Below are 24,472 nucleotides of genomic sequence, written 5' to 3' on the forward strand. Positions count from 1 at the left end.
TATCCACCCTTTGGAAGATCAGGGATGCACATCTCTTACTATGTTCAATAGAGGTTCTAAAATGATAAAAACAACTCTTAGCCTAATCGGTTTGTCACTGGTGTCTAGCTTAGCTTTGGCTGCTGATCCATTGCATGGTACTAAATGGAAAACCATCGATGACCAAACCAAAAAACCTTTATCTGTAGTTCAATTTAATGAAACATCAAAGGGCGTTTTATCTGCAAAAATCGTTGATGTACTCACCCCGGGTGAAGCAGAAAACTGCCAAAAATGTGTAGGTAAATTCCACAATAAACCACTACTCGGTGTGCAAATCGTGAATGGTTTGAAAAATACCGGTAAAAATACCTATGACGGCGGTAAAATTACTGACCCGAAAAATGGTAAAACCTATAGTTTCAATGCCAAAATGTCGAATGACGGCAAGACCTTGAATGGTCGTGGCTATATTGGTGTATCTGCGCTTGGACGCAGCCAAACATGGATACGTGTAAACTAATCCTTTATGTACAAAGTCAAAAGCGGCTCGATTGAGTCGCTTTTTTTGTATGAAAACCAAGAATGAAATTATTCGAAAATAAAAATTAAACGGTATAACGTTTGCTTAGCCCCCATTCGGCTAATATTCGACGATAGGTTGTCGATGAGCGATCTGCTTCGAAATGCGCCTCCATACTGATATCCAGTGGCAATTCCTCAGGTTTTTGACTTTCCACCATGTCCTGATCTTCAGCAAAAATTTGTGCATTAAAATCATAGACCGCTTGTAAATCGCCTGTGGTATCAAAATTACGAGTTAAAGGCACAAATAAACGGGTTTTATTATGCGATACAGGACAACAGGCATTTAATATTTTTAACACTCCATTTTCAGGAAAATCGATGGTTAAAATTGCAGAAAATGGCGGATAGACATCAAACGTTCTTTTCCATAAAAAATCTTCTGGCGCTAAATGTTGTAAGCCATGCGGATAATTACTCACATCACTAAGATATTCTGTATGTAGTCCATAGTCCGTACGTACTGTCGAATATTTTTGTACTTTAGGATTTTCACGGTCTGCAAAGCTCTCATGATGCACCCATGCGAAATGTGCAACATCAATAAAGCCTTCGAGCTGACGCCCACTTGAACCACCAATATCTACATAAGGTGGCAATATAGATTGGTGCGGCTCTGTATCCCACGTGTCTAAATCTGGAAAATTGGCCGTAGATTCATCTCGGTTAAATAAACTGGTCCACACCAATCCATATTTCAATACGACTGGAAATTTAGTTAATGAAAAACGCTCTGAAATTTGTGTCAACTCAGGCTGTGCAGGAATTTTTACACACTTTCCTGCGCCGTTATAATGTAAACCATGGTATGGACAAATGATGTCTTCACCCTTGACCCAGCCTTTGGTTAATGGCACCCCTCGATGTGGACAGATATCACGAACTAAATGAATTTTTCCACTTTCAGTTTGATATAACGCCATTTTTACATCGAGTAATTGCACTTGTTGCGGTTCAGTCGAAACATCTTCTACACGTGCAACGGGATACCAATGCTGCGCCAAAATATTCCAGTCGTTGGCATCAAATGTACTGCACTGAGGTTGGGTAAATAAATTGAGTACTGGAATGGCATTCATAGTTCATCTCGACATTTTCAATATTTCTTTAGCATTTAGCACTATTTAAATTTTGCTAAATCCTTATTTTCTAAGTCGAAATTAAAATCTAAACACATTTCTGTCTATTAGAATGATTTGCATAGATTGTTCTGTTTTTTAGAACAATAAGCATTGATCTCTGCACGATTTGATAAAGCTGGCATGAATATCGCTTAAAATGCATAACATTATAATTCGCTAATCACGCGATAGAGATTGAAGCTTGTATGTCGATTACCTTTTCTAGATTTTCTGAATATTTTATGGCGGTTGCACGGACTGGAAGTCTGCGCAAAGCTGCTGAACAACTTTTTATTTCAGTCTCAGCAGTACATCGGCAAATCGTTTTGGCAGAGGAAGAACTGGGGGTTGCCCTATTTGAACGATTACCTCAGGGCTTAAAACTGACGCTCGCGGGTGAATTACTGTATGCCGATTTATTAAAATGGCAAAAAGAATATCAACTGACACGAACTCGATTTGATGAAATCCAAGGTTTAAACCGAGGAAACATTGAAATGGGTTTTATTGCGGCTTTGAATGATAGCTTTGTTGTCGACTGTATTCAAAAGATGGCTGAAACTTATCCGTGGATCAACCTCAACATCAGCATGAATAGCAGTGAAGATATTTCCAGAAAAATCGTTGATGCAGAATTAGATTTTGGCATTATTTTAAATCCTAAAAGCCATAGCCAATTAGAGATTTTATCCTTTATAGAAATTCCGTTGGGCTTTGTGATGTCGCCGCATCATACCCTGGGTGGAATGGATAAAATTTATCTTTCAGATACGTTAAATGAACGGCATATTTTGCCGAGTGATCCACTCATTATTAGTGAATATGTACAGACTTTATATAAACATCATAAGTTTAGTCCGATTCAAAAGATCGAATGTAATGACATTAGAATGATACTGTCATTGATTCAACAACAATTAGGCATCAGTTTGATGTCATATATGGATGCTTTGCCATTGCTTGAGAATAATAAGATTATTTTTAAACCGATCCGTGAAAAAGGTTTGCACAGTTTGACCATTGCTTTATGTGTCGCATCGAAGCGCCAAACTTCTCGAATTTCTCAGATCATGATTAATCATTTGGTGGAAAAAATGGAAGAAATTAAAATCAATTTAAAATCCATGACCCCCTAAAACCAATATTTTGGCGTTGTAATAGCAAATAATTATTTAAAAAAAAGCCAGTGCGAATAACCCGTACTGGCTGCTGAAAGCTAAAGTTTTATTAGTTTATTTTTTTAATCCAATGGATTGCCTACAATATTACTAATGATGCCTTTCATAATATGATTGCCTTGTTCTTTACGCAGTTCTGCATACCATTCGCGCGTCACACTTTCATCTTTCATATGCGTCACATCACAACGTTTACGCGCTCGCAGAACCAATTCATTAGCACGTTCATTACGTTTATTTTGATAACGACGCAATGAATCTTGTAAGCCCAAAGTATTGATTTGCAAAGAACGAGCTAAATAAATTGCATCTTCCATTGCTTGGCAACCACCTTGTCCAATATCAGGCGTTGTGCTGTGTGCTGCATCACCCACTATCACCACACGACCTTTGTAGAAATCTGCAAAAGGTTCAATATCATGAATTTCTACCCGATTGGTTTTTTTGGCATCTACAGCATCAATTAGCTTTTGAACCGGTTCACACCAACCGTTAAAGTATTCTTTAAATAAGGCCTTATATTGTGTGCGGTCATTTTCTAAGCCTGCTGCTAAAGGTACATCAAAGAAGAAATAGAATCGGTTGTCGGCAACGGGCATCAGCGAAACGCGCTTACCTTCTCCTACAAATGTCGTCCATTGATCTGCCGCAGCAAATTCTTCTGAAATATCGACTAAACCGTTCCAATTGACATAACCTGCATAGCGGCGCTCAACTTGTTCCCCCAATACATACGCCCGTGTCAATGAATGTGTACCATCGGCGCCAACCAATAAATCAGCCAGAACCTCACTTCCGTCAGCAAAACGGGTGATCACTTGATCATCTTGTTCTGAGAAGCTCACCATTTTTTTGCCTAGATGAATATTCTCACGACCAAATTCATCCATGAGCATATTTTGTAAGTCTGCGCGTGAAACTGGATAAGGTCGCTGACCAACTTCTTCGATTAAAGGAAACAGACTAAACTGTGTCATAACATCGCCCGTTAAACCATCGATATAGGCTAAGTGATCCATCTTGCCACCGAGCTTTTCGACTTGTTCGGTTAGCCCCAAATAGTTCAAACATTTGACACCGTTAGACCATAAAGAAATAGCGGCTCCAACAGGTAAAATTTGTTCTGCCTGTTCATAGATGGTTACTTGGTGTCCAAATTTTTTCAAAGCGATCCCTGTCGTTAGGCCCGCCATACCTGCACCAATAATTGTAATGTCCATCTATAACTCCCCTGTGTTTTTTTAAATATCTTTCTCCTAAAAAGCGAAAAGCATGCCATTTTTTCAAACAAACAATAAAAAAATCTAAAGTTGGCACACGCTGTGCTTCTAAACACGTGTAAATGCTAGTTTTTATCAAATGTTAAATTTTTAACACTAAAAACAAAATGCATATGTTTTAAATGAAAATAGTGAATGGATTTTATATATGGCGACTTTACTCGCACCAAGTTTTGATATTCCTGCACAATTACAGACACTTACAAATTTAGCAGATGACCGTATTGGTGCAAAAATACTTGAATGTTCAGATGATTTTTTTGCAGAAGCAAAACGCATGCTTCAATTTAATGCACCTATCTTCGTCGAAGATAAATTTGATGATCATGGCAAATGGATGGATGGTTGGGAAACGCGTCGTAAACGCCATGCAGGTTATGATTGGGCAATCATCCAACTCGGTGTTGCTGGACGAATTCAAGCCTTAGATATTGATACAACATTCTTTACAGGGAATTATCCAGCTTCCGCATCAGTTGAAGCCTGTTTTGCACCAAGTGGTGAGCTAGCACAGGCAGCATGGGTCAATATCTTAGACAATACCGTATTGGGCCCGAGCCAACACCATATATTGAAGGTCTCAAATGATCAGGTGTTTACCCATGTACGTTTAAATATATATCCAGACGGTGGTATTGCACGATTTAAAGTCTATGGTGAAGTTCAGGTTCAAATTCAAGACAGTACGAGCACATTAGACCTTGTTGCACTGGAAAATGGTGGACGCGTAATTGCTTATAGTGATGCTCATTTTGGACATCCACGAAACTTAATTAACCCTGGTCGTGGTATCAATATGGGAGATGGTTGGGAAACTAAACGTCGCCGTGCACCAGGTTTTGACTGGTGTATTTTGGCTTTGGGTCAATCTGGTGCAATAGAGAAAATTGATATTGATACTGCCCATTTTAAAGGCAACTTCCCTGCGCAGGTTTCCATACAAGCGATCTATGTGGAAGATGCCACTGACCCTCAACTGATTCCGCAAAGTATGTTCTGGCCGTTTTTGCTCGATGCACAAGACATGCAAATGGATCATATTCATAGCTTTGTCAGTGAGATTTTAAAGCATGAAAAAATATCGCATATCCGCATCAATATGATTCCTGACGGGGGGATTAGTCGCATACGGTTATGGGGAAAAATACATCCTTAATTACAGTGTTAATCAAATAGGAAGCCTTCGTGCTTCCTATGTGTATGGTTTCAATTTTTTTAATTAAATACCCTATAAGATATCTAAACATGACTCACAGCATAAAAATACAAGCTCTAAGTATTGAAGGCTTTGCGCCTTTTGGAGAGGTCATTTGCACGACTGGACATGATTTTTTCCACATCAATGACACACATACAGAGCGATATCATGCCCTCGTGGAAACAGAAATTTCAGGTGATGCGGTTGCTGGAATTAGCATCTTTAGAAATATCAAAACCACTGAATTGCCTTTTACGATTTCGATGTTGGAGCGTCATCCCAACGGCTCACAAGCGTTTATTCCAATGCAAGCGCAGGCTTTTTTAGTGGTAGTTGCACCTGCGTTGGATGATCACAGCCCTGATCTTACACAGCTATGTGCTTTCATCACTGATGGGAGCCAAGGAGTCAACTATCGTGCAGGAACATGGCATCATCCTCTCCTGACACTCGAAGCACCCAGTAGCTTTGCCGTCATCGATCGTATTGGCATTGGACATAATTGTGATGTGTTCCAGTTCCAAACGCCTATTCACATTTCAAATTAATGTATTTTTAGCTTAAACACTTACAGCTAAATAGACTAAAAATCACTTAACCAATTGTTAATAAATAATTAATTTCATCTTTTGATATTATTTAATTTAAACATAACGCATTAAAAAAGCCCTCAATTCAAAGGGCTTTATTTATTCTATACAAACTATATTCTATGAATCATCGTGTGGTTCAAGACCCAAGATTGCCAATGATTAATGTTGTACATCTATCGCCATGCTTGGTTTTTTAACCTGATCTTTGCTCATAGTCACTTCTTTATTTTTAAATAAATTCAAATGATTGAACACAATATTTAAAATAATCGCCATCAAACAAGTTGAACTAATGCCTGAATGAAAGAGTGTTTGCACCCATTTCGGGAAGTTTGCGTAGAAAGAATGATCGATAATTGGAATCATCCCTGCTGCAATCGCAGTCGCAACAATGATGAGGTTCTTTTGCTCGTTATAGTCAATTTTCGCCAAGGTACGAATACCACTTGCCGCAACCGTTCCAAACAAAACTAAACCAGCACCACCTAATACAGGGACAGGAATCGCTGCAATCAGTCGCCCCATAATTGGCAGAACGCCTAATACGACTAAAATCATTCCACCCGCTGCGACAACAAAGCGACTTTTCACGCCAGTAATCGCTACTAAACCGACATTTTGTGCAAAAGCACTTTGCATGAATGAGCCGAAGATTGGCGCTGCTGCACTAGATAACATATCTGCACGTAAGCCATTGGTAATACGCTCAGCATCCACTTTAGTACCAACAATCTCCCCAACGGCAATAATATCTGCTGTCGTTTCAGTCATAATCACTAAAGTCACGATCAACATAGCAATAATGGCACTTAACTCAAAAGTTGGCATACCGAAAGCAAAGAAGCTTGGAAATTGAATCCAGTTACCATTTGCAACTTTAGAAAAATCGCCAAAGCCAAAGGCATAAGCCAGCACCGTACCGAAGACGATGGCTAACAAAATAGATAAACGTCGGATAGTTGCATTACGGGTTAAGTTCAGCGCAATCACGATACCCAAAGTTAAAAATGCCAAACTGATGTTCTCAGCACTTCCCCAGTCTGGTGCTTTATTGTTCCCACCCATCATCCAGCGTACCGCTACAGGCAGCAATGAGAGACCAATCACGGTGATCACACAACCAGTCACAATCGGTGGGAAAAAACGAATAATTTTTGAAAAATAAGGTGCTAGGAAAAAGCCAATTAGAGATGCAACAATCACCGCACCATAAACAGCAGAAAGGCCACCGCCTGCGGTTACTATGGCAATCATCGTCGCCACACCTGCAAATGAAACACCTTGTACTAAGGGTAATTTTGCACCGATATATTTCACACCGACGGTTTGTAGTATGGTCGCCAAGCCACCGACAAAAAGCGCCGCCGCAATCAATAAACCGATCTGCGCAGGTTCAAGTCCCGCGGCTGTACCAATAATCAATGGCGGAGCGATAATACCGCCATACATGGTTAATACATGCTGTAGTCCATAGGCAAGGCTTTTCCCTGCGCCTAAATATTCATGTTCTGGTGAAACTGTTTTATTTTGTTCTGTCATTTTTATATCCCCTATTTTTTAACTTTGCTCTTAGCTGCCACGATACGTTGAATATGCAAATGGGCTGATGAGTAAAGGAATATGAAAATGCTGCGAGGCATCTTTTACATAAAAATGAATCACAGCTTTTGGAAAAAAGGTTTCGGTATTTAAAGTCTGAAAATATTCAGCAGTCGCAAATTCAAGGCTATAAGCACCTGCTGTAAAGTCCTTCAGCGCAAAATCATTGACACGACCATCTGCATTGGTTTGGGCTGAACCTAGTAACTCTCCGTGTGCATTAAATAATTGAATGCTGACGTTTGCTGCGGGTTTGCCTAGATTGGTATCTAAAATATGTGAGCTAATCATGCGCTAAGCTCCTGTTTTAATCTTAATAAGGCAATTTCAGCCAGTTGATGATGAACAATTCGTTTTTCGGTTTCAGGATCATTCAATAATCGATATTGCAGCGCCTGTAGTACATCTTCACTACTGAGGCCAGAAGCTTTGATTAAAAAGAGGTATCCGTACTTTTTCTCATACGCGACATTGCCTTTGAGCAATGCAAATTGAGTTTCTTCATCTGCTGAAATTTCAGACTGTTCTTGATTTGAAAATTGTTGTTCCAAACAACTTAATTCTGCCTGTGCCTTTTTTTCACCAATCCGTGGATGATTATCTAGAGCATTTTTGATTTCATCCCAAGTCCAAGCATTTGCAGCTTTTACTGCTTGCTCTATGATTTGTGTGACACAGGTATAAGGACGCTGCGCTACAATATGTTCTGCCCAGTCTTCAATTTGCACACAGTGCTTTAAAAAAGTTTTTACATCTGCTTCGGATGCTTTATTAAATTCAACAAGTTGCACTATAAAATCGCCTAAAATTATTGAATGATTGTTCAAATTTAGTTTTGCAATATCAGTGCCAACCTAGGTCTATGATGTCAGTTACCTAAGTACAGGCCTAAAAAAAGAGGAGCTAAGCTCCTCTTTATCCAAATATTTTTTTACTAGACTGCATGATGTGTATACCAATGTTCCGCGATATCACCACGGCGACAGATCCAGACTTTTTCATGTGATTGCACATAATCTAAGAATCGTTGTAGTGCTTTAAAACGGCCTGGTCGCCCTAAAATACGACAATGCATCCCTATCGATAACATTTTTGGCGCGCTTTCACCTTCTGCATATAGCACACCAAAAGCGTCTTTAAGGTATTGATAAAATTGTTCACCACTGTTGAAACCACCCGGTGAACAAAACTTCATATCATTGCTTTCGAGTGTATAAGGAATAATTAAATGTGGACGGGTTCGACCATTTTCATTTGTCAAACGACTCCAAAAAGGTAAATCATCACCATAGTGATCACAGTCATATTTAATTTGCGGAAATTCAGCCAATAGCTGACGTGTGTTGGGACTGTCACGCCCTGTGTACCAGCCAATAGGCGTCTTTCCAAATAATGCTTCAAGCACACTAATCGCTTGATCCATGTGCTGACGTTCCAGCTCTATCGGCATATCTTGATAATGTAACCAGCGTTGACCATGTGAAACGACATCATAGTTGGCTTGTTTGATCGCATCGACGATATAAGTATTACGTGCTAAAGCCATACCAACGCCAAAGACCGTCATGGGTAAATCACGTTTTTTAAATTCTTCATGAATCCGCCAAAAACCGGCTCTAGAGCCATATTCATACATCGAGTCCATCGACATATGTTTGGCAGGAAAACTGGCCGCTCCAATAATATCGGATAAGAATTGTTCTGATCCTGCATCCCCATGTTCGATGTGGTTTTCTCCACCTTCTTCATAGTTCAACACGAACTGCACTGCGATACGTGCCTGATTAGGCCATACGACTTGAGGTACATCGCCATGATATCCAATTAGGTCTCTGGAATAATCCTGTTGTTGGATCTGGTCAATTAAGTCTTGTCCACGTAAGTAGCCTGTAGTCACTTCAACTTCCTAATTTGTTATATCAAACAGTAAAAAAATTAGGTAGAAGCAAGCAAATTATGCGCCAATGTCATAGACGGCTAAATAACTTTTCATATCAATGACCATTGCCTTTTTTTAAAATATTGAATGGTTGCCCTGAATCATCTGCAATGATTGAAATTTGCCAAATTTCATCTATTTCTGGAAAATTCTGATGCAGTTGATCAATGAAATAGTAATAACCCGGTGTATTTTCGGTAATATAAATGATTGTATTTGAACACAATATATAGAGCTGAATCTCATCAATGGTTCCAAGATCTTGGCGTACGACATCTATACTTTGAATATCTTTCCATAATATAGTTTTAGTGCTTATTTCAGGCCCAGTTATAGTGTATGTGAAACCATCATTAAAATATTCAAAATCACCTTTATCCTGTCTTATAATCTCAAATTCATTTGTTTTATTTTTTATATCTTGTTTTAAATCAATTGAATCTACAAACCAAATATGAGGATGACAAATTATTGCATTCCAAATAATAAAAATACAAAGTGTAAAAAACCATATATTAGCTGTAATTACTATCGTAAGCACTGCCAATATAAATAAGATAAAACCCAAATTTAGGTTTAAAAATAATATAGTTGAAGTTCTTATTGGTAGTTGTACTTTCATTGGCAACTGCTTGAATAAAATATTACCATCATTCAATTTTTCGTTATATTTAAAGTAAAAACAAATTGCCAGTATTAAGAATGATATTAAACTAATGAATGTAAAATGTTTTTCCCATATTTGCCAATTAGATAAAAAATATATAAAAATTACCATAAATATTGAAATTGAACAATACATCGTAAGTAAGGAATTTAAAAAAATATGCATTCTCATTGATTTTTTAATCTAGTAAATTTTTTAATGGTATAACTATACTTAAATTTAAAGCATCATGATCAAATATCTTTGTAAAATCAAAACACCTAACTCTGAAAATTAATTTATACTCATAAGTCATTTTCACTCAGTTCCAAATAAAAGATTCAAACAATAAGATTGGCTAGCAATTGATTAATCCACGCTTTGGAGAAGACAAAAGATTTTGATTAGGCCCACCTCACATCCAAGTAAGTTACATAAGTTTTAGTGACTTATGGTGGTCTGTCTTAAGAATCTTTATGCAATAGAGCCATAAACGAGCAAAACTCTACAAAATATTAAAAAAAATATTTACTCATAATTTTTAAATTTTACTCTTCACTCAACAATGCAATATATTGAAAATAAATAAATTACAAAAATATAGATAAACCTAATATAATATTCATAAACTTCTGTTTCTTTTTTTATTTTTCCGATCAACAAATAACTCCCATTATAAATTAGATCAACAAAGATAATAAAAAAAACTACTGCACCAATAAAACTCCAGAAACCTATCCCAAAAAAGTAATACTTTATTAAAAAAATCAAAAACTCAATAATAAAAAAAATAGCTATAATTAGCCTTTTATAATCGTGATAAACTCTAATTACAAATTTATCCATTATTATTCCTTTTTAAACTATCGATCCATCTCATTACGAACTGCATCATTACTTTACTTCTTCAGTAGACATCAATTATTTAATACACATCACGGCGGTAAAGACCTGCTTTACGCAGAGTATGCAGTTGTTCAATGCCTAGTATCTCTTGCAAAGTTGCATCTACTGCTTTGGCCATATTCAAACTGCCGCAGATATAGAGACATGCCCTTGCTCTAGCCAATCAATCAATTCAGCTTTTTTTACAACTAGGACATCTTGCACATACTTTTCAGCAAATCCATCACGAGAAAATACCCGATCGATTTCTGCAATTTTACCTTGGTTTTGTAATTCATGCAGTTCATCAGCAAAAATTGCATCGAAAGCTTGTTGACGTTCACCATAAATAAACCAGTTTTGATAGTGCACCGTTGCGACGCGTTGCCTTAGATGTGAAAGCAAACTCGCCATTCCTGAGCCATTGCAAATCAAAATCGCAGAGTGAACGCCTTCTGCTAAGTGAAAATTTGGATTCGCAAGAATATAGGTATGAATATATTGACCAAGTTTTAAATCTTGTGTTAATAAACCAGAACCTAAACCTAGTTCATCGCCATGCTGCTCTTGACGTACGACGAGCTCTAAATCTTTTTAATTAAATAGAGTTTGATAATTTCACGCTTATACTAAACGACTGAATAAAGACTATAATAAAAATTAAAAATTCATTCGCCATTTGCGAAATCTTCGAGCAATCATGTCCAAAAATCTTGCAACGCTGATTGGATTCAGTGCAATCTTACAATGGTCTTCTATTGTTGGTTTACTCAAGAAAATTAGTTTCAGTATTGGCCCTGATCTTGCTGTGTTCTTTATGTATACCTTGAGCGCAATTATTCTATTGCTCTTATTTAAAATTCCAAACCTTAAACTGGTTCCGCGCCAATTTTTGATATACGCCACCCTTTTATTTGTGATTTATGAGTTGTGTTTTTCGTATGCCATTGCTTTGGCTCAAACTGCTCAACAAGCGATTGAAATCAGTTTAGTCAATTATTTATGGCCGAGTCTGACAATTGCCGCGTTAATCTTATTTAAAGAATTAAAATTTAACTTTTTCGTAATCATTGGTTTAGCCATTAGTTTGGGCGGCATTATTTTAATCCAAACTGGTAACGGAAGTTTTAACTGGTCTACAGTCTTTACCAACATTCAGTCCAATCCCTTTAGCTATTTTCTTGCTTTTATGGGCGCGAGTTTATGGTCACTCTATTGTGTGATTACACGTAAATACAGTCATGGGCATAACCCTATTTCATTCTTTTTCGTCGTGATCACCATTGTGCTATGGCTAAAAATGTTGATATTTCACGGTATCCCGCGAATGCCTGCCGTAGACTTACATACCGGTAAGTATATGTTAATCGTGTCCATCGTGACCGCATTGGGTTATGCAGCGTGGAATGTAGGTATTATAAAAGGCAATATTACGATATTGGTAACTTTATCGTATTTTAGTCCGATTTTTTCTTCGGTTATTTCAATGTTTATATTACAGACACCACTGAGTTTAAGTTTTTGGCATGGTGCCATTTTGGTGACATTAGGTTCGCTGGTATGTTGGATTTCAACCAGTTGGCCACAAATTAAAGCCAGATTAATGCAATTGCGCCATGAATAATAAGAAGCAGTCACTTGGCTCATTTATCTTAAACTGAATAGCAAAACCGCGATTAGGCACAGCATATGAAGTAACTGTGTTGGTGCAAAATATAGAAAATATTTCCAGCCACCTGTGAGAAATGCATTCACACATTTTGAAATCGCATGGGCTGATAATCCAATCACCACAGCATAAACCAATGTTAAATTGTCGATATTACCTTGCATCACCACGGTTGCCATAGCTGCATGGACTTCAAAGAGTGATGCTAATAATGTCCCTAAAATTAAGCCTTTATCACCTAAAGCGAGATTTAATCCATAAACAAGTGCTTGGATCAAAGTAAGCGTGATGGCAATGATTGCCGCCTGTTTTAAGCTAAACATTCGACTATCAGTATTTTCTAACGGCACTGTTTCATTCGCCTCTACACGAAGCATTTCAGGTTCTGACTCTTTATTATGCTGAACTTGAGATGAGCCATAAATCAGATATAACGCAGTAAGGACCAATATCAAGATGCCGACGATACTTGGTATAACTAATATTTTAAACCAAGCAAAACTCACCCCAAGGACAATGATCAAAAGTTGAACCAATGTCGCAACACATGAAAAAAGTCCTGCCCCTGCATTACTTTTGGCACTGGCTTTTCCTGCTCGCACTTCCATGCCTAAGCTTGCGATTGTTGCTGTGCTCGACACAAAACCTGATGCCAAGGCCGATAAGATAATCGCTTTATCAGAAGATAGAAGCCGCTTGGCGATGTGCGCTAATGACTGCACCACCAAGATCAATATCAGTAATTTTAAAATCACATAGGGATTTAATACAGAACCCCAATAGGCCTGATTCGACGTTAAAGGTAAGGCAATTAGGATCAATGCCAGTAAAAATACACCATCTCTTAACTCATAGTCTTTGATCCAATGTGCTGCAAAATGATGTAAGCCTTTTTTTCCAACTAATATGAGGGTCAACACCACAGCCAAACACGCAGCCAATGGAATATTAAATACACAAGCAGCGCCGATTAAATAGGTCATAACAAAAGCTAGTTCTGTGGTTGTGCCAATATCTTGTTTTTGCTGGCTTAATCCATAATAGCTAAACACACTGACGACAATTGCACCGATTACACCAACAGCTAAATGGATTAAAAAACACAATGCTCCAAACAGCGCACAAATGGTAAATGAGCGTAAACCGGCAAAGCTCTGTTCACTGTCCAAATTGTTGTTACGTTGACGCTCCAAACCGATGAGCAATCCACAGCCTAAAGCCGAAGCTAAAATAGTTAACAACGCTGGGAAGGATAATGTTTGTATGAGTATTTCCAAATTTAAGCCCTCCCATCAATACATTGTTTATTTTGGCAATATAAATAAAAAATAATATAAAAATTTAACGCTAAAATTTGAAAAAAACATATAAATTGAACAACTTGAGAATTTTCAATCATGTTCAAAGTTTAGTCATACTTTAAATCATAAACAATTCCATGATAAATATCCTAGTGGACATCAAATATTTCTCATCTTTTAATTAAAAAAAATATTCGAAAATCTGACTTAAATTCGGACTTTTTTACCTTCATGTCTGTTTAAAGCACACATTAAGCCCAAATCACCATAATCGCCGCAATCACCACTAGGGCTAAACCCCAATGATCAGTTCTTGCGAGTTTTTCCTTAAAGAAATAGGCAGAGATTAAGAGGCTAAATAATATTTCGATTTGACCTAGGGTTTTGACAATCGCAACCGTTTGCATACTCATAGCAGTAAACCAGCCCAAGGATGCTAGAAAGCTACAGACACTAACGCGAAAGGTCAGACCGATTCTCTCCCACATGGCAATGAGCGTTTTGCGGCTAAATAGACTGAGGTACAACAGCATAATCACACATTGAAAGCCAATTACACTCAACAATACCCACGCCGCACGATGCAAAGTCGGTAAATCACTTAGCTCTAAACTGGCTTCACGAACCAATAAAGAGGTAATAGCAAAACTTAATCCACTCCCTACACCGATGCATAAAGTTGGCAAAGATAACTTTTGTCGTTGAGAACCTTTGCTTAAAAGAAAAACGGCAACACCACCAACCAAAACACCAATCCAACCAAATAAACTTAAATGTTCACTTAAGAAAATCACTCCAACAATGGCCGCAAATATCGCTTCACTTTTCGCTAAACCAACACCAATGGCATAATTCTTTTGTTTAAAAAGCAAGACCATTAAAATCGTCGCTAAAATTTGACTTAGTCCTGCAATCACCACATACACCCAAAACATAGGTGTAAATGTGGTCACCTGAGTCACAGGCTGTTGTTGGTACAGCACAAATAAATAAATGCAGGCAAATGGGAGCCCAAAAATAAACCGAGCAAGGGTAACACCATACACATCAACAGTGGTACTGAGTTGTTTTTGAAATGCATTGCGCCATGACTGCATAAAAGCAGCCATTAAAGTGAATAAGATCCAAACTGGAAACATAAGAAAGGTGGTTTAACGGTGGATGCCTCATCAATTTACGCTTTTATTGAATTGAATGCGACCTAACACGGCTAGATTATTCATTGAACTTGGTTATGGATTCATTGAAAAAATTTTATTTAAAAACCTCATATTAAGAATATGGTATTTATCAAAATTTAAGTTTTTATAAAAATACGCAAAGGCATGTTACCTTTGCGTTTTGCTCTTTACCAATATTTAGTTGGTAACTTACAGTAAGTTAGCTTTCAAGTAGTACAGCACCAAATTGCTCACGTAGATCTTTTTTCAGCATTTTACCTGTTCCGCTCAAAGGAATGGCATCCACGAAAATCACTTTATCTGGCACCTGCCATTTAGCAACTTTATCTGCATAATAATCCAAAATTTCTGTATCAGATAAATCGACATCTGGCTTTTTAATCGCAATCAATACAGGACGCTCATCCCATTTCGGATGGGTCGCTGCAATCACTGCCGCCATTGCAATTTTAGGATGTCCCATAGCTAAATTTTCTAACTCAACAGAAGAAATCCATTCACCGCCCGATTTAATCAAATCTTTTGAACGGTCACTAATTTTTAAGAAACCGTCTTCGTTTAGGGTTGCAATATCCCCTGTATCAAACCAACCATCTGAGGTTAATGCAGACTCTGTTTTGCCAAAGTAATTGCCAATAATCCAATGCCCTTGGATCTGCAAATTACCCGTCGTTTCGCCATCACGTGCAACTTCGTGTGTACCGTTTTCTTCATCGGTAATACGTAAATCAACTCCAAATGGCGGACGACCTTGTGACAATCGTACTTGTAATTGTTCTTCTTCAGATAATAATAAATGTTTGGCTTTAAATTGGTTTGAAGAACCTAATGGACTGGTTTCAGTCATCCCCCAAGCATGAATCGTTTCACAGTTAAATTGTTCTTTAAAGACTTTCAACATCGCAGGTGGGCAAGCAGATCCACCAACCACATTTCGCACTAAACTTTGGAGCTGACTGCCCGCTTGCTGCGCAGCATTGATTAATCCCTGCCAAATCGTTGGAACACCCAATGCAACAGATACTTTATAATCATCAATCATTTGTGTCAGGCTCGCACCATCTAAACCTGGGCCTGGCAGCACTAAAGTACATCCCACCATTGCCGCAGCATATGGCGTACCCCATGCGTTGACATGGAACATCGGTACAACGGGCATCATAATATCTCTCGCTGAGATATTTAATGAATCCGGCATACAAATCGCATAACTGTGTAAGACTGTTGAACGATGGCTATACAACACGCCTTTCGGATTGCCTGTGGTACCCGAGGTATAACATAAAGAACTAGCCGATAATTCATCTAGTTCTGGCCATGTATAGTCTGCAGATTGCCCCGCGATAAGTTCGTCATAAAACTTCACATCTGGCACCGCTTCGATAATTGCTGCATCTGGTGCATCTAAACAAATAAAATGTTCAACAGATTTTAATAGTGGTTTTACTGCTTTGATTAAAGGCAAAAAGGTTTTATCAAATAACATCACGCGGTCTGCGGCATCATTGATGATAAAAATTAATTGTTCTGGAAATAAACGCGGATTAATGGTGTGACAAACATAGCCGCTACCTGAAATAGCGTACCAAGACTCTAAGTGACGATGGTTATTCCAAGCGATGGTCGCAACACGATCCCCTAAATTTAAACCGAGAGATGCAAGAACATTGGCAAATCGTTTTGAATTTTTATGGACTTCACCCCAAGTGGTTTTCGTAATCGTCGTGTCTGTATTTTTTGAAATGACTAAACTATCCGCATGATAGCGACCCGCATGTTCAATCATGCTACTAATCAAAAGCGGTTTAAACATCATATTACCAAGCATTCTTTGCTCCCACATTCATCCATATTGAGTTGTTGTTTTTCCACACTGTCCTGCAGATTTTTTAAAACTTTGCACCATGTCAAAAGTGATTGTTCTTTATCGACAAGGTTAAAGCAGTAGATATGAAACGCATATCCAAAACTGATTCTTATGTTTTAACCTTAATTGATTTTAGAATCCACTGTTTTATTGCTCAAAATATGAATGCTTTAGTGGTATATAATGCAAAAATGAATGCTTTAGCCCTATTCAAAATATAGTCTTATTTAGTTATAACACTGCTGCTATAAAAAATGTCGATTTCAGTTATCAAATAATTGACTGAATCAATTGGCATAAAAAAACCCAGTCTAGATACACTGGGTTCGACGCATTAGCCGTTGTAGTTAAGTTGAAATAGTTACAGCACTTCAAACTCAATACGACGATTTTTCTTACGACCTTCAGGCGTAGCATTGTCTGCTACAGGCTTATTTGAGCCCATCCCTTCAGTACTTAAGTTCGCCGCTGCAATATTTTTTGAAATCAGGTAGTTTTTAACTGCATTAGCACGATCTTGGCTTAAACTTAAGTTTTTCTCAGGATTCCCCGAGCTGTCTGTGTGACCAATAATTCGTACTTTTTTCCCACCGACGCGATTCAGTGCGACAACCATTTCATCTAAGATCTGTACCCCAGATGGCGCTAAAATAGCACTGCCCGATTCAAATTCAATAATACGATTACGTAAAGCCGCATTAATAATTGCCTGTTCAGCCTGATTGACAGAAAGCTGTGCATTGAAACGAAAAGGTGCTGTGACCAAAGACTGGAACTTCGTAGTCGTTGGTTGGATATCATCTTGATTTGACATCTTTCCACTTAAATCGACTTGCGTTCCGCGTACAGAGAGTTTCCCCTGTTTTACTTTTTTTAAGTCATCATTAATCATTTGGCTTACGCTATTGCCCCAACCATTGGGTGCAGTAACCGCTCGAACCTGAATTTTATCAACCACATTTGCCTGACCATAGGTCAAATAGGCTTTATTTAATATTTCTTGCTTGGTTGCTTCATTCGGTACAGCACCTTCAATCACAATAGGCTCTGCCCAAAGCAAAGTCGAACAACCTAAAATGCATACACTCGCAATAAATTTGGGCAACATTGGTAAGATTCTTTGCATCATTATTCTTCTATAAAAGTCTGTCTAAAAAGTTTAATGCCATGAATAAGGCTGATCTGACGCTCACTCAAAGACTGTTCCAAAACGGCTAAACCTGCATTTTGTTCAAGATAAGGATCAATCCAACTAGCATCAATCAAGGAAACCCAATGATCACTTTGCATGTTTTGGGTAAATACATCACTCAGCGCTGTAATATCAGCGCCTTGAAAACCAAACAGTAAAACTGGCGAATCACTGTGTAGGATGCCAATGAGTAATTCAGCATCTTGGTTTTCGACAAAGCGACTAATTAAATTGACCCAAAAAGCCGCAATTTCATAACAGTAACTAATATTATTGATCGGTAAGATCAACACTTTATTCAACCGAGACGTACCCTGATGAATAATCGGTTGTAGCAGCAAACCGAGACCAATCATGCTTTGCGCCAGCTGATACGGCGTAAAATTCAATAAACGTGCAAATGAATGCAAAGTATGATGCTCATAAAAAGAAGAGGTTTCTTCTGTTCCGAACACTTGGATTTCGTTATTTAATTTACCTAATTTATCGAGCAAAATATCGGGATCGCGAATAGAACGCATCACTCGGTTACGCTGATATAAGTCAATCAAAGTCTGTTTATAACGATATGGTGCATACAAAATATTATCGAAAGGATCATCGATTTCTAGCAGATGAGCCAGCACCATTGGAAATTGACGCTTTGAACTGTCTTCACTACTAATCAAATTGGCAACCAAAAAACGCTTATCTTTTGGACTGGCAATAAAGAAATCTAATGAAGGCAGTGAGTTATACGCTGCATTAAAATTGTCTGAACGCATAGCGAACTCAAGCGCCTCCGTGATCCACTGATCAATTAACTGAATCAGTGAATATTGTTCACGGCTCTTTAAGAAGTCACCACGAGCTGGACATTTTCCATAATACAGCGGTGTCGTTCTCACTTCATACATCGTCACACTCCTTGTTCTTTTGCACGAATGCCACCGCTCTCATTTTTAAATTCATCATCATGGTGTTGCTGTTCCTTGTACAACACTCATCGGTGAAGTCGCTGGCGCTACAGGCGCTTGTCCTGCAGGCATCGTTTGCGCTGCGACGACACGAACACCTTTATTCGTCACCACTTGATCAACAAGAGTCATACCTGAATAGCCTGAACCTGTAGTTGGGCCAGATGCGTTACCACTAATCAAACGGAAGTTCACTTTAACAAACACTTTTGGATTTTGTTTGCTACGCCACACCATTTCAAATGAATTACCATTTTGTGTACGCTGAGCGCCTTCAACCAATCGGTTAATACCATATTCACCCGGCTCATCAAAAATCGTATGCGTTTGACCTTCCAAGTCAATTGCAGTAATACGTGCACCCGGAATTGCCCCTTTATTTGGCCAAACGAAGTTCACCCATTGCTGAACACCGTTTTCATACACCATACGCTGACCATCAATATCAATGGTATATGAAAGCAACTGTGTATTTTCTAATGGGAAGAACTGGAAGTTCGATTGATTGGTTGCCGCAGGTGCTGCTTGACTCAATTCCCCTGTAGCAACGCCATTACTTGGCGCAACATAGCGTTGGAAATTCGCTACAAATTGTGGATTTAACCCTATACCCAAATCTTTCCATGTTTTCGTGGTTAAGGTATAGCCACGACGAATCACCAATGGATCTAAATATTCTTTTACAAAGCGAGCGATACTTCCGTTTTCACCAAAAATTTGGCTAATTTCATTACTGGTCGCTTGTAAAGTAGCATTGCTATTAAATGGATATTTAGGTGCAAGATTGGTTGTAAATGGTTGATACGCCTGCATTGCCCACAACTTATTAATTTCGTTTTGAGCTGGAATCAAAAGAACTTCAAATGACTGAGTCACCGGCTGCATAAAGAGTTTTTGAATCAACTGTTGATCTAATTCATTCAGACCCACAGACATTTTTTCATCCACAAATTTTTGCGTGCTATTAAAGACAGAGCTTTGATCATTGATGGTTTGTTTCACCAATGTCATGCTTGCAGGCCCCATGTCACCGCCACTCTTCAAATCATTGAACTTACTACGTACTTGACTCAAAGACAGCATGTATTCATCTAAAATAGATTTGTTTTGCTGATCATCACGCTTACGAACCAGTTGATAGAACACATCAAACTCTTTTGCAATAACACCTTGACCGGCTTTAGAAGCCACTTGCTGTGCCTGCTGCGCATCATCACGGCTGAGGACTTTACGTTTAAACCACGCAATAAAGCCTTTCTGAGGTGCAGCCAGTTCTGCTTGAACAATTGGATTATCCCAACTGGTTTCTTTCGCAATACGGTCAACCACTTTACGAATTGGCGAATTTTCAGGTTCACCTAAAATATCGATAAAACGTGACTGCTGAGCGACATCTGCGCCTTTGCCATAATGTACTGCATTTAAGAATTTACGCCATTCAGCGATATATTCCTGCTTATAAAGTTCGGTTAACTGTTTACTGATCTGGTCTGGACTACCACTAAACGTCAGGTCATCAGAGCGATTGGTATTGAGTACCCAATCTTGAGTATCCGTCGGATTATTCGCAGCTTGGTTAATCGCATCTTTTACATAATCATTCCAAGCTTGGTAAGTAAAAATACCCGGCAAGGCATAACTACCCAACATGCTGTTTTGGCCGGTTTCACCTAAAATTTGCTTCACAGTTACTGCTGGGAAACGTACCGAACCACGCATTTTAATTTCATTATAAACGCGGTCGCGTGCAGGAATACCCATGGTAACAGCCGTCAATAATTGACGTGTTTGATCAACCAATAAAGGATCAGATTCCATTTGCGGGAACGCAGGATCAGCAGCTAAAGTCATCGCATAAGATAAAACTTGTTCTGCTTTTTGAATCATTTCCCCACGTGGCATTTGACCACGATTTGAATCTAACCATGAACGCCAGAAACGAGTAACTTGGTCACTCAAATGGCTCGATTCCATATATTTATGATTGCTCATCATCAAATACGCCTTCAGTGCATTGTAGGCATCCTGAGGATTAGTATCCGATGGTTCTAAATAGGGCTGATTTGATTTCACAGCTTGAGTGATTTGCACATTGACGTGATTTTCTTTCAACGTCGCTTCATTGGCTTTAACGCGCTGTAAGTACTGCGCCATATTTTGCTGAGATGGTGCCAATACAATTTGTTGAATACCTCGTAAATACTCAACTTTGAGTTTTTCACGAATTTTATTCCCTTGGTATAAACCAAAGCTATATTTCAAAGGACGATCTTCATCAAAATGATCGAGCTGCTGTAAATGCCCTTGTAATATCAGCAATGCATCCAATTGAGTCGAAAGCTCACTTCCGCTACGGCTTTCCATTTGTACAACTTTGTCTAGGTCTGCCTGAACTTCAGCCACGAGTTGTTGGTTATTACGATACGACCAAACCCATAATCCAAGCACCACAGCAACCAATAATAATGCAGCAATAAATGCCATAAAACGCTGACGCTTACGTGCAGGATTGATATGTTGTTTAACCAGATTTTTATCTTTTAAAATGACGGTTGAAAAGAGTCCTTTTAAGAAATAACCATGATCTTGCGAAACAGAATTTGTCGGAATGCCAAACTCACTATCCGTACTTTTCACCAAATGAAAATCTTCAGCAATTTGTTCGGTCATCGGACTTTCAATCACACCTTCTTGTAACGCACTGGTGAAATAGAACCCACGGAATACCGGTTTAAACTGATAAGGGTTGTCTTGAAACAACGTACCAATAAAAGTTTTTAACACTGGCTTTAAACTTTTAAACTCAAGTGGAAATGTCATTACACTTGGAGAAATATTTTGCGAATGACGACGACTCAAGTGCGTAGTACTGACGCTCTTCAAGCCATCGTATAAAATTGAATAATGCTTTTCGAACATCTCAACGGCATGCTCAGATGAGTCTGGATCATAAGGCAGTGTTGCACCCCAAACTTGATCAAATTCATCCTTATCATAACAATCAAAAAATTCTGTAAAGCCAGCAATCAAATCCATTTTTGAAAAAACGATATACACTGGCGCAAAAATTTCTAAACGTTCCGTCAAATCCTGTATACGTGCGCGTAAGTTTTTGGCTAATTTGATTGATTTTTCAGGACTTTGACTAACAAGCTCCGCCACAGAAACAATCACGATTAAACCGTTAATTGGTGCTTTAGAACGGTTTTTCTTTAGAATATTTAAAAAGCCTAACCATTCTGAATGGTCTTCGGCATAAACTGAATATCGACCTGCGGTATCGAGTAACACACCATCTGTAGAGAAAAACCAATCGCAGTTACGAGTACCACTTAGACCTGCCGACACCATTTTCTGATGAGTTTCTTCAAATGGAAATCTAAGACCAGAATTATAAATCGCTGAACTTTTACCCGCTGCTGGGTTACCAATCACCATGTACCAAGGTAATTCATATAGGGCTGCATTCCCCTTTTTGTCGCCGAGTTTTGATTTACGGATAAGTTGAATCGAGTCTTTCATTTGCTGATTGATCAGCGCAAGTTCTTCTTTATTTTTTTGTTTACCGTATTCAGCTTCATTATCCTTGGCAATCGCCTCAGCCAGTTCTTCGCCTTGCTGTTTATGACGATAATGCTGTACTAATTCATATATACCCCACAGAATTAATCCGAGAATATAAACAGCAACCACAATGTAAAAAGTCTTTTGCGGAATCGAATTATGCATAGCCACAATGGCCACAAAAAATGACAAAGCCACCATCGCTTTAGGATTGGTGACGTACTGCCAAACATAACCGAGGATCGTATAAAATAGTGTGTTCACAATGTTCTCAATTTCGTCTTAATTCTAATTAAACAGTTTCTTGTTCAAGTTCATCTTCTACTGAAAATGCTTGAATAAAAGCAAATGTCGATTCTTGGTCTGTGCTATAAATCATGGCAGTTAACTCTTCTGGCAAGTGCATACCCAACATGAATCCAAAAATTTTTGCCAATTGCTGGGTATTTCCAAGATTCTGTTTTGTATATAAAAAATGATAGGTTTCAATCGCGGTTTCATTAAATTTATACTGTAATTTTTTCACCACTTTCATATCCGTTGCATCATCTAACATCAATAAAAAGGGTTGTTCTTGATCATACTGATCTAAATTATTCAGTGCTTTAAGCTCTAAATGACGTTTCAACTCAGGCTCATGTGCCACCACTTGTAGCACTTTATTTGGAGTTAAACCTCGAACTTGAACGTCTGAAGCAGCCAAACACCAACTCGATGCAAACTCTGCAGCAATGTATTTTTCTTGTAACCACATCTTTTCATCAATCCATTCTTGGTCGATTTCAGAGTCAGCATTGAGAATCAAACTGACTTCAAACTTTTGTTTTGAAATCATCTCTAAAATGCTTAACCATTCTGAATAAGCGACTTGAGTGCCGATAAAATGTGGCTCGATATGAATTTGTTCGGGAATGATCGAAAATCCGTCAGATAGATACTGCTGAATAATTTGAGCATAATCATCATTCCATTGATGAATCAAATTATCAGCAAGCAAAATATGGACATTTAAACGATTTAAACGTGAAACTTGCTGTGCATTGTTCGCCAAATGTTCTGGATGTTCATCTTGCGTATAGTCTGGGTCCACCCAACCCGGATGCATACGATACTGATATGCCAATTCACTATCATAAAAGAGTGCTGATTGCTTCAGATGCTCAGCGATTAAAAACAGACTTTCAACGTGTTGCTCTAGTTGTTGCTGAATAAGTGACTGGATTCGTTTTTCACGCATGGTGATGGCACTAAATTCATCATCTGCTTCTTCACTAGTAAGTTCATCTAAATCTTTGATTCGAAATGAAAGAACAGGCAAACCGTATGCATTGAATAATTTATCATCGAGTTCAGGACTTTTGAATTGTTGAATATCTTGGATAATTTGTTCGTTTTCACCAAAACTATGCCAAGCCGCTGAAGAATAAACATTTAAACGAAATTGCTGTACATCGACAGGCTTCGGTTTTGCTTGTTCAATGGCGTCAATTTGTTGTTGCTCAGCTTGTTCTTCTGCACGTTTTTCAGCTTCAAGTTTTTTTTCTTTTTGATGTTGAATGCCCTTATAAATCAAATAAGGAGACAAAGTAATTGCACATAAAGCGACAGGAAGAATTAGAAAATAGGTGACCAGATCCAAAGCCGTCGGGTCATAGCCTGTATCTCGCCAGTAAAAAATCACGAAAGCAGTACACAAAACAAAAAGCGTACTAAAGGTTCCAATTATTAATTTCAGCATT

20 protein-coding genes are annotated in these 24,472 nt (G+C 38.3%); 5 read left to right on the forward strand and 15 right to left on the reverse strand.

The features are described 5' to 3' along the window. Positions 1 to 61 precede the first annotated feature (61 nt). Positions 62 to 502, forward strand: coding sequence for a DUF2147 domain-containing protein (locus tag FTT72_RS12335; protein ID WP_168379617.1), 441 nt, complete (start codon positions 62 to 64; stop codon positions 500 to 502). A gap of 85 nt (positions 503 to 587) precedes the next feature. On the opposite strand, the gene FTT72_RS12340 is transcribed toward FTT72_RS12335, so the two are convergent. Continuing rightward, on the reverse strand, positions 588 to 1,643 hold the full coding sequence (locus FTT72_RS12340; protein ID WP_168379618.1) for an aromatic ring-hydroxylating dioxygenase subunit alpha: 1,056 nt from the start codon (positions 1,641 to 1,643) through the stop codon (positions 588 to 590). 248 nt (positions 1,644 to 1,891) lie between these two features. On the opposite strand from FTT72_RS12340, the gene FTT72_RS12345 reads away from it, so the two are divergent. Continuing rightward, entirely contained in the window at positions 1,892 to 2,821 is a 930-nt protein-coding gene (locus FTT72_RS12345) for a LysR family transcriptional regulator (protein WP_180059846.1), read from the forward strand. A gap of 104 nt (positions 2,822 to 2,925) precedes the next feature. Here the strand turns inward: FTT72_RS12345 and hpxO are convergent, their stop codons facing one another. Then, on the reverse strand, positions 2,926 to 4,083 hold the full coding sequence (hpxO, locus tag FTT72_RS12350; RefSeq protein ID WP_180178460.1) for an FAD-dependent urate hydroxylase HpxO: 1,158 nt from the start codon (positions 4,081 to 4,083) through the stop codon (positions 2,926 to 2,928). 208 nt (positions 4,084 to 4,291) lie between these two features. On the opposite strand from hpxO, the gene alc reads away from it, so the two are divergent. Continuing rightward, a complete protein-coding gene (gene alc, locus FTT72_RS12355; RefSeq protein WP_180162653.1) occupies positions 4,292 to 5,299 on the forward strand; it encodes an allantoicase in 1,008 nt (335 codons plus the stop codon). 89 nt (positions 5,300 to 5,388) lie between these two features. Continuing rightward, positions 5,389 to 5,889: an ureidoglycolate lyase gene (locus FTT72_RS12360; RefSeq protein WP_180022856.1), complete on the forward strand. Its 501-nt coding sequence runs from the start codon at positions 5,389 to 5,391 to the stop codon at positions 5,887 to 5,889. A 204-nt stretch (positions 5,890 to 6,093) separates the two neighbouring features. On the opposite strand, the gene FTT72_RS12365 is transcribed toward FTT72_RS12360, so the two are convergent. The 6 genes from FTT72_RS12365 to FTT72_RS12390 all read right to left on the reverse strand — a co-directional run bounded on the left by FTT72_RS12365 (position 6,094) and on the right by FTT72_RS12390 (position 11,438). Beyond that, positions 6,094 to 7,473 carry a nucleobase:cation symporter-2 family protein gene (locus tag FTT72_RS12365; protein WP_180178461.1) on the reverse strand — a complete coding sequence of 460 codons (1,380 nt, stop codon included), beginning with the start codon at positions 7,471 to 7,473 and terminating at the stop codon, positions 6,094 to 6,096. Between the two features lie 30 nt (positions 7,474 to 7,503). Beyond that, positions 7,504 to 7,824, reverse strand: coding sequence for a hydroxyisourate hydrolase (uraH, locus tag FTT72_RS12370; RefSeq protein WP_180023718.1), 321 nt, complete (start codon positions 7,822 to 7,824; stop codon positions 7,504 to 7,506). Beyond that, positions 7,821 to 8,324, reverse strand: a complete 504-nt coding sequence (uraD, locus tag FTT72_RS12375; RefSeq protein WP_180178462.1) for a 2-oxo-4-hydroxy-4-carboxy-5-ureidoimidazoline decarboxylase — start codon at positions 8,322 to 8,324, stop codon at positions 7,821 to 7,823. The genes uraH and uraD overlap by 4 nt, the downstream gene beginning before the upstream one ends. Positions 8,325 to 8,467: 143 nt before the next feature. Next, complete coding sequence (puuE, locus tag FTT72_RS12380; protein WP_180178463.1) at positions 8,468 to 9,430, reverse strand: allantoinase PuuE; 963 nt, start codon at positions 9,428 to 9,430, stop codon at positions 8,468 to 8,470. A 97-nt stretch (positions 9,431 to 9,527) separates the two neighbouring features. Beyond that, positions 9,528 to 10,094 carry a hypothetical protein gene (locus FTT72_RS12385; protein ID WP_180178464.1) on the reverse strand — a complete coding sequence of 189 codons (567 nt, stop codon included), beginning with the start codon at positions 10,092 to 10,094 and terminating at the stop codon, positions 9,528 to 9,530. Between the two features lie 1,050 nt (positions 10,095 to 11,144). Beyond that, positions 11,145 to 11,438: a hypothetical protein gene (locus FTT72_RS12390; RefSeq protein ID WP_257233430.1), complete on the reverse strand. Its 294-nt coding sequence runs from the start codon at positions 11,436 to 11,438 to the stop codon at positions 11,145 to 11,147. Between the two features lie 265 nt (positions 11,439 to 11,703). Here FTT72_RS12390 and yddG point away from each other — a divergent pair, with 265 nt between their 5' ends. Beyond that, positions 11,704 to 12,627 (forward strand): aromatic amino acid DMT transporter YddG, encoded by a 924-nt coding sequence (gene yddG / locus FTT72_RS12395; protein ID WP_180178466.1) that lies wholly within the window; start codon positions 11,704 to 11,706, stop codon positions 12,625 to 12,627. Between the two features lie 23 nt (positions 12,628 to 12,650). Here the strand turns inward: yddG and FTT72_RS12400 are convergent, their stop codons facing one another. The 7 genes from FTT72_RS12400 to FTT72_RS12430 form a co-directional block, all read right to left on the reverse strand. Continuing rightward, positions 12,651 to 13,949 (reverse strand): MgtC/SapB family protein, encoded by a 1,299-nt coding sequence (locus FTT72_RS12400; protein WP_180178467.1) that lies wholly within the window; start codon positions 13,947 to 13,949, stop codon positions 12,651 to 12,653. 275 nt (positions 13,950 to 14,224) lie between these two features. Continuing rightward, entirely contained in the window at positions 14,225 to 15,112 is an 888-nt protein-coding gene (locus FTT72_RS12405; RefSeq protein ID WP_180178468.1) for a DMT family transporter, read from the reverse strand. Between the two features lie 241 nt (positions 15,113 to 15,353). Further along, complete coding sequence (locus FTT72_RS12410; RefSeq protein WP_180178469.1) at positions 15,354 to 16,982, reverse strand: long-chain-fatty-acid--CoA ligase; 1,629 nt, start codon at positions 16,980 to 16,982, stop codon at positions 15,354 to 15,356. A 400-nt stretch (positions 16,983 to 17,382) separates the two neighbouring features. Next, positions 17,383 to 18,129: an OmpA family protein gene (locus tag FTT72_RS12415; RefSeq protein WP_257233432.1), complete on the reverse strand. Its 747-nt coding sequence runs from the start codon at positions 18,127 to 18,129 to the stop codon at positions 17,383 to 17,385. A 20-nt stretch (positions 18,130 to 18,149) separates the two neighbouring features. After that, positions 18,150 to 19,109, reverse strand: a complete 960-nt coding sequence (gene tagF / locus FTT72_RS12420) for a type VI secretion system-associated protein TagF (protein ID WP_078190765.1) — start codon at positions 19,107 to 19,109, stop codon at positions 18,150 to 18,152. A gap of 57 nt (positions 19,110 to 19,166) precedes the next feature. Further along, complete coding sequence (tssM, locus tag FTT72_RS12425; protein WP_180008120.1) at positions 19,167 to 22,997, reverse strand: type VI secretion system membrane subunit TssM; 3,831 nt, start codon at positions 22,995 to 22,997, stop codon at positions 19,167 to 19,169. 28 nt (positions 22,998 to 23,025) lie between these two features. Then, positions 23,026 to 24,471 carry a hypothetical protein gene (locus FTT72_RS12430; protein WP_180178471.1) on the reverse strand — a complete coding sequence of 482 codons (1,446 nt, stop codon included), beginning with the start codon at positions 24,469 to 24,471 and terminating at the stop codon, positions 23,026 to 23,028. Position 24,472: the final 1 nt, after the last annotated feature.

The sequence above is a fragment of the Acinetobacter sp. YH01005 genome (genome assembly GCF_013420465.1).
In the GTDB taxonomy this organism is placed as follows: Bacteria; Pseudomonadota; Gammaproteobacteria; order Pseudomonadales; family Moraxellaceae; genus Acinetobacter; species Acinetobacter amyesii.

Bases quoted from the DNA above. Each gene is read 5' to 3' on its own strand.
- FTT72_RS12415 (WP_257233432.1), bottom strand. From the start codon at position 18,129: ATGTTGCCCAAATTTATTGCGAGTGTATGCATTTTAGGTTGTTCGACT.
- uraH (WP_180023718.1), bottom strand. From the start codon at position 7,824: ATGATTAGCTCACATATTTTAGATACCAATCTAGGCAAACCCGCAGCA.
- FTT72_RS12365 (WP_180178461.1), bottom strand. From the start codon at position 7,473: ATGACAGAACAAAATAAAACAGTTTCACCAGAACATGAATATTTAGGC.
- FTT72_RS12410 (WP_180178469.1), bottom strand. From the start codon at position 16,982: ATGCTTGGTAATATGATGTTTAAACCGCTTTTGATTAGTAGCATGATT.
- FTT72_RS12335 (WP_168379617.1), top strand. From the start codon at position 62: ATGATAAAAACAACTCTTAGCCTAATCGGTTTGTCACTGGTGTCTAGC.
- yddG (WP_180178466.1), top strand. From the start codon at position 11,704: ATGTCCAAAAATCTTGCAACGCTGATTGGATTCAGTGCAATCTTACAA.
- alc (WP_180162653.1), top strand. From the start codon at position 4,292: ATGGCGACTTTACTCGCACCAAGTTTTGATATTCCTGCACAATTACAG.
- hpxO (WP_180178460.1), bottom strand. From the start codon at position 4,083: ATGGACATTACAATTATTGGTGCAGGTATGGCGGGCCTAACGACAGGG.
- FTT72_RS12385 (WP_180178464.1), bottom strand. From the start codon at position 10,094: ATGAAAGTACAACTACCAATAAGAACTTCAACTATATTATTTTTAAAC.
- FTT72_RS12430 (WP_180178471.1), bottom strand. From the start codon at position 24,471: ATGCTGAAATTAATAATTGGAACCTTTAGTACGCTTTTTGTTTTGTGT.
- tagF (WP_078190765.1), bottom strand. From the start codon at position 19,109: ATGTATGAAGTGAGAACGACACCGCTGTATTATGGAAAATGTCCAGCT.
- FTT72_RS12345 (WP_180059846.1), top strand. From the start codon at position 1,892: ATGTCGATTACCTTTTCTAGATTTTCTGAATATTTTATGGCGGTTGCA.
- FTT72_RS12340 (WP_168379618.1), bottom strand. From the start codon at position 1,643: ATGAATGCCATTCCAGTACTCAATTTATTTACCCAACCTCAGTGCAGT.
- FTT72_RS12360 (WP_180022856.1), top strand. From the start codon at position 5,389: ATGACTCACAGCATAAAAATACAAGCTCTAAGTATTGAAGGCTTTGCG.
- FTT72_RS12405 (WP_180178468.1), bottom strand. From the start codon at position 15,112: ATGTTTCCAGTTTGGATCTTATTCACTTTAATGGCTGCTTTTATGCAG.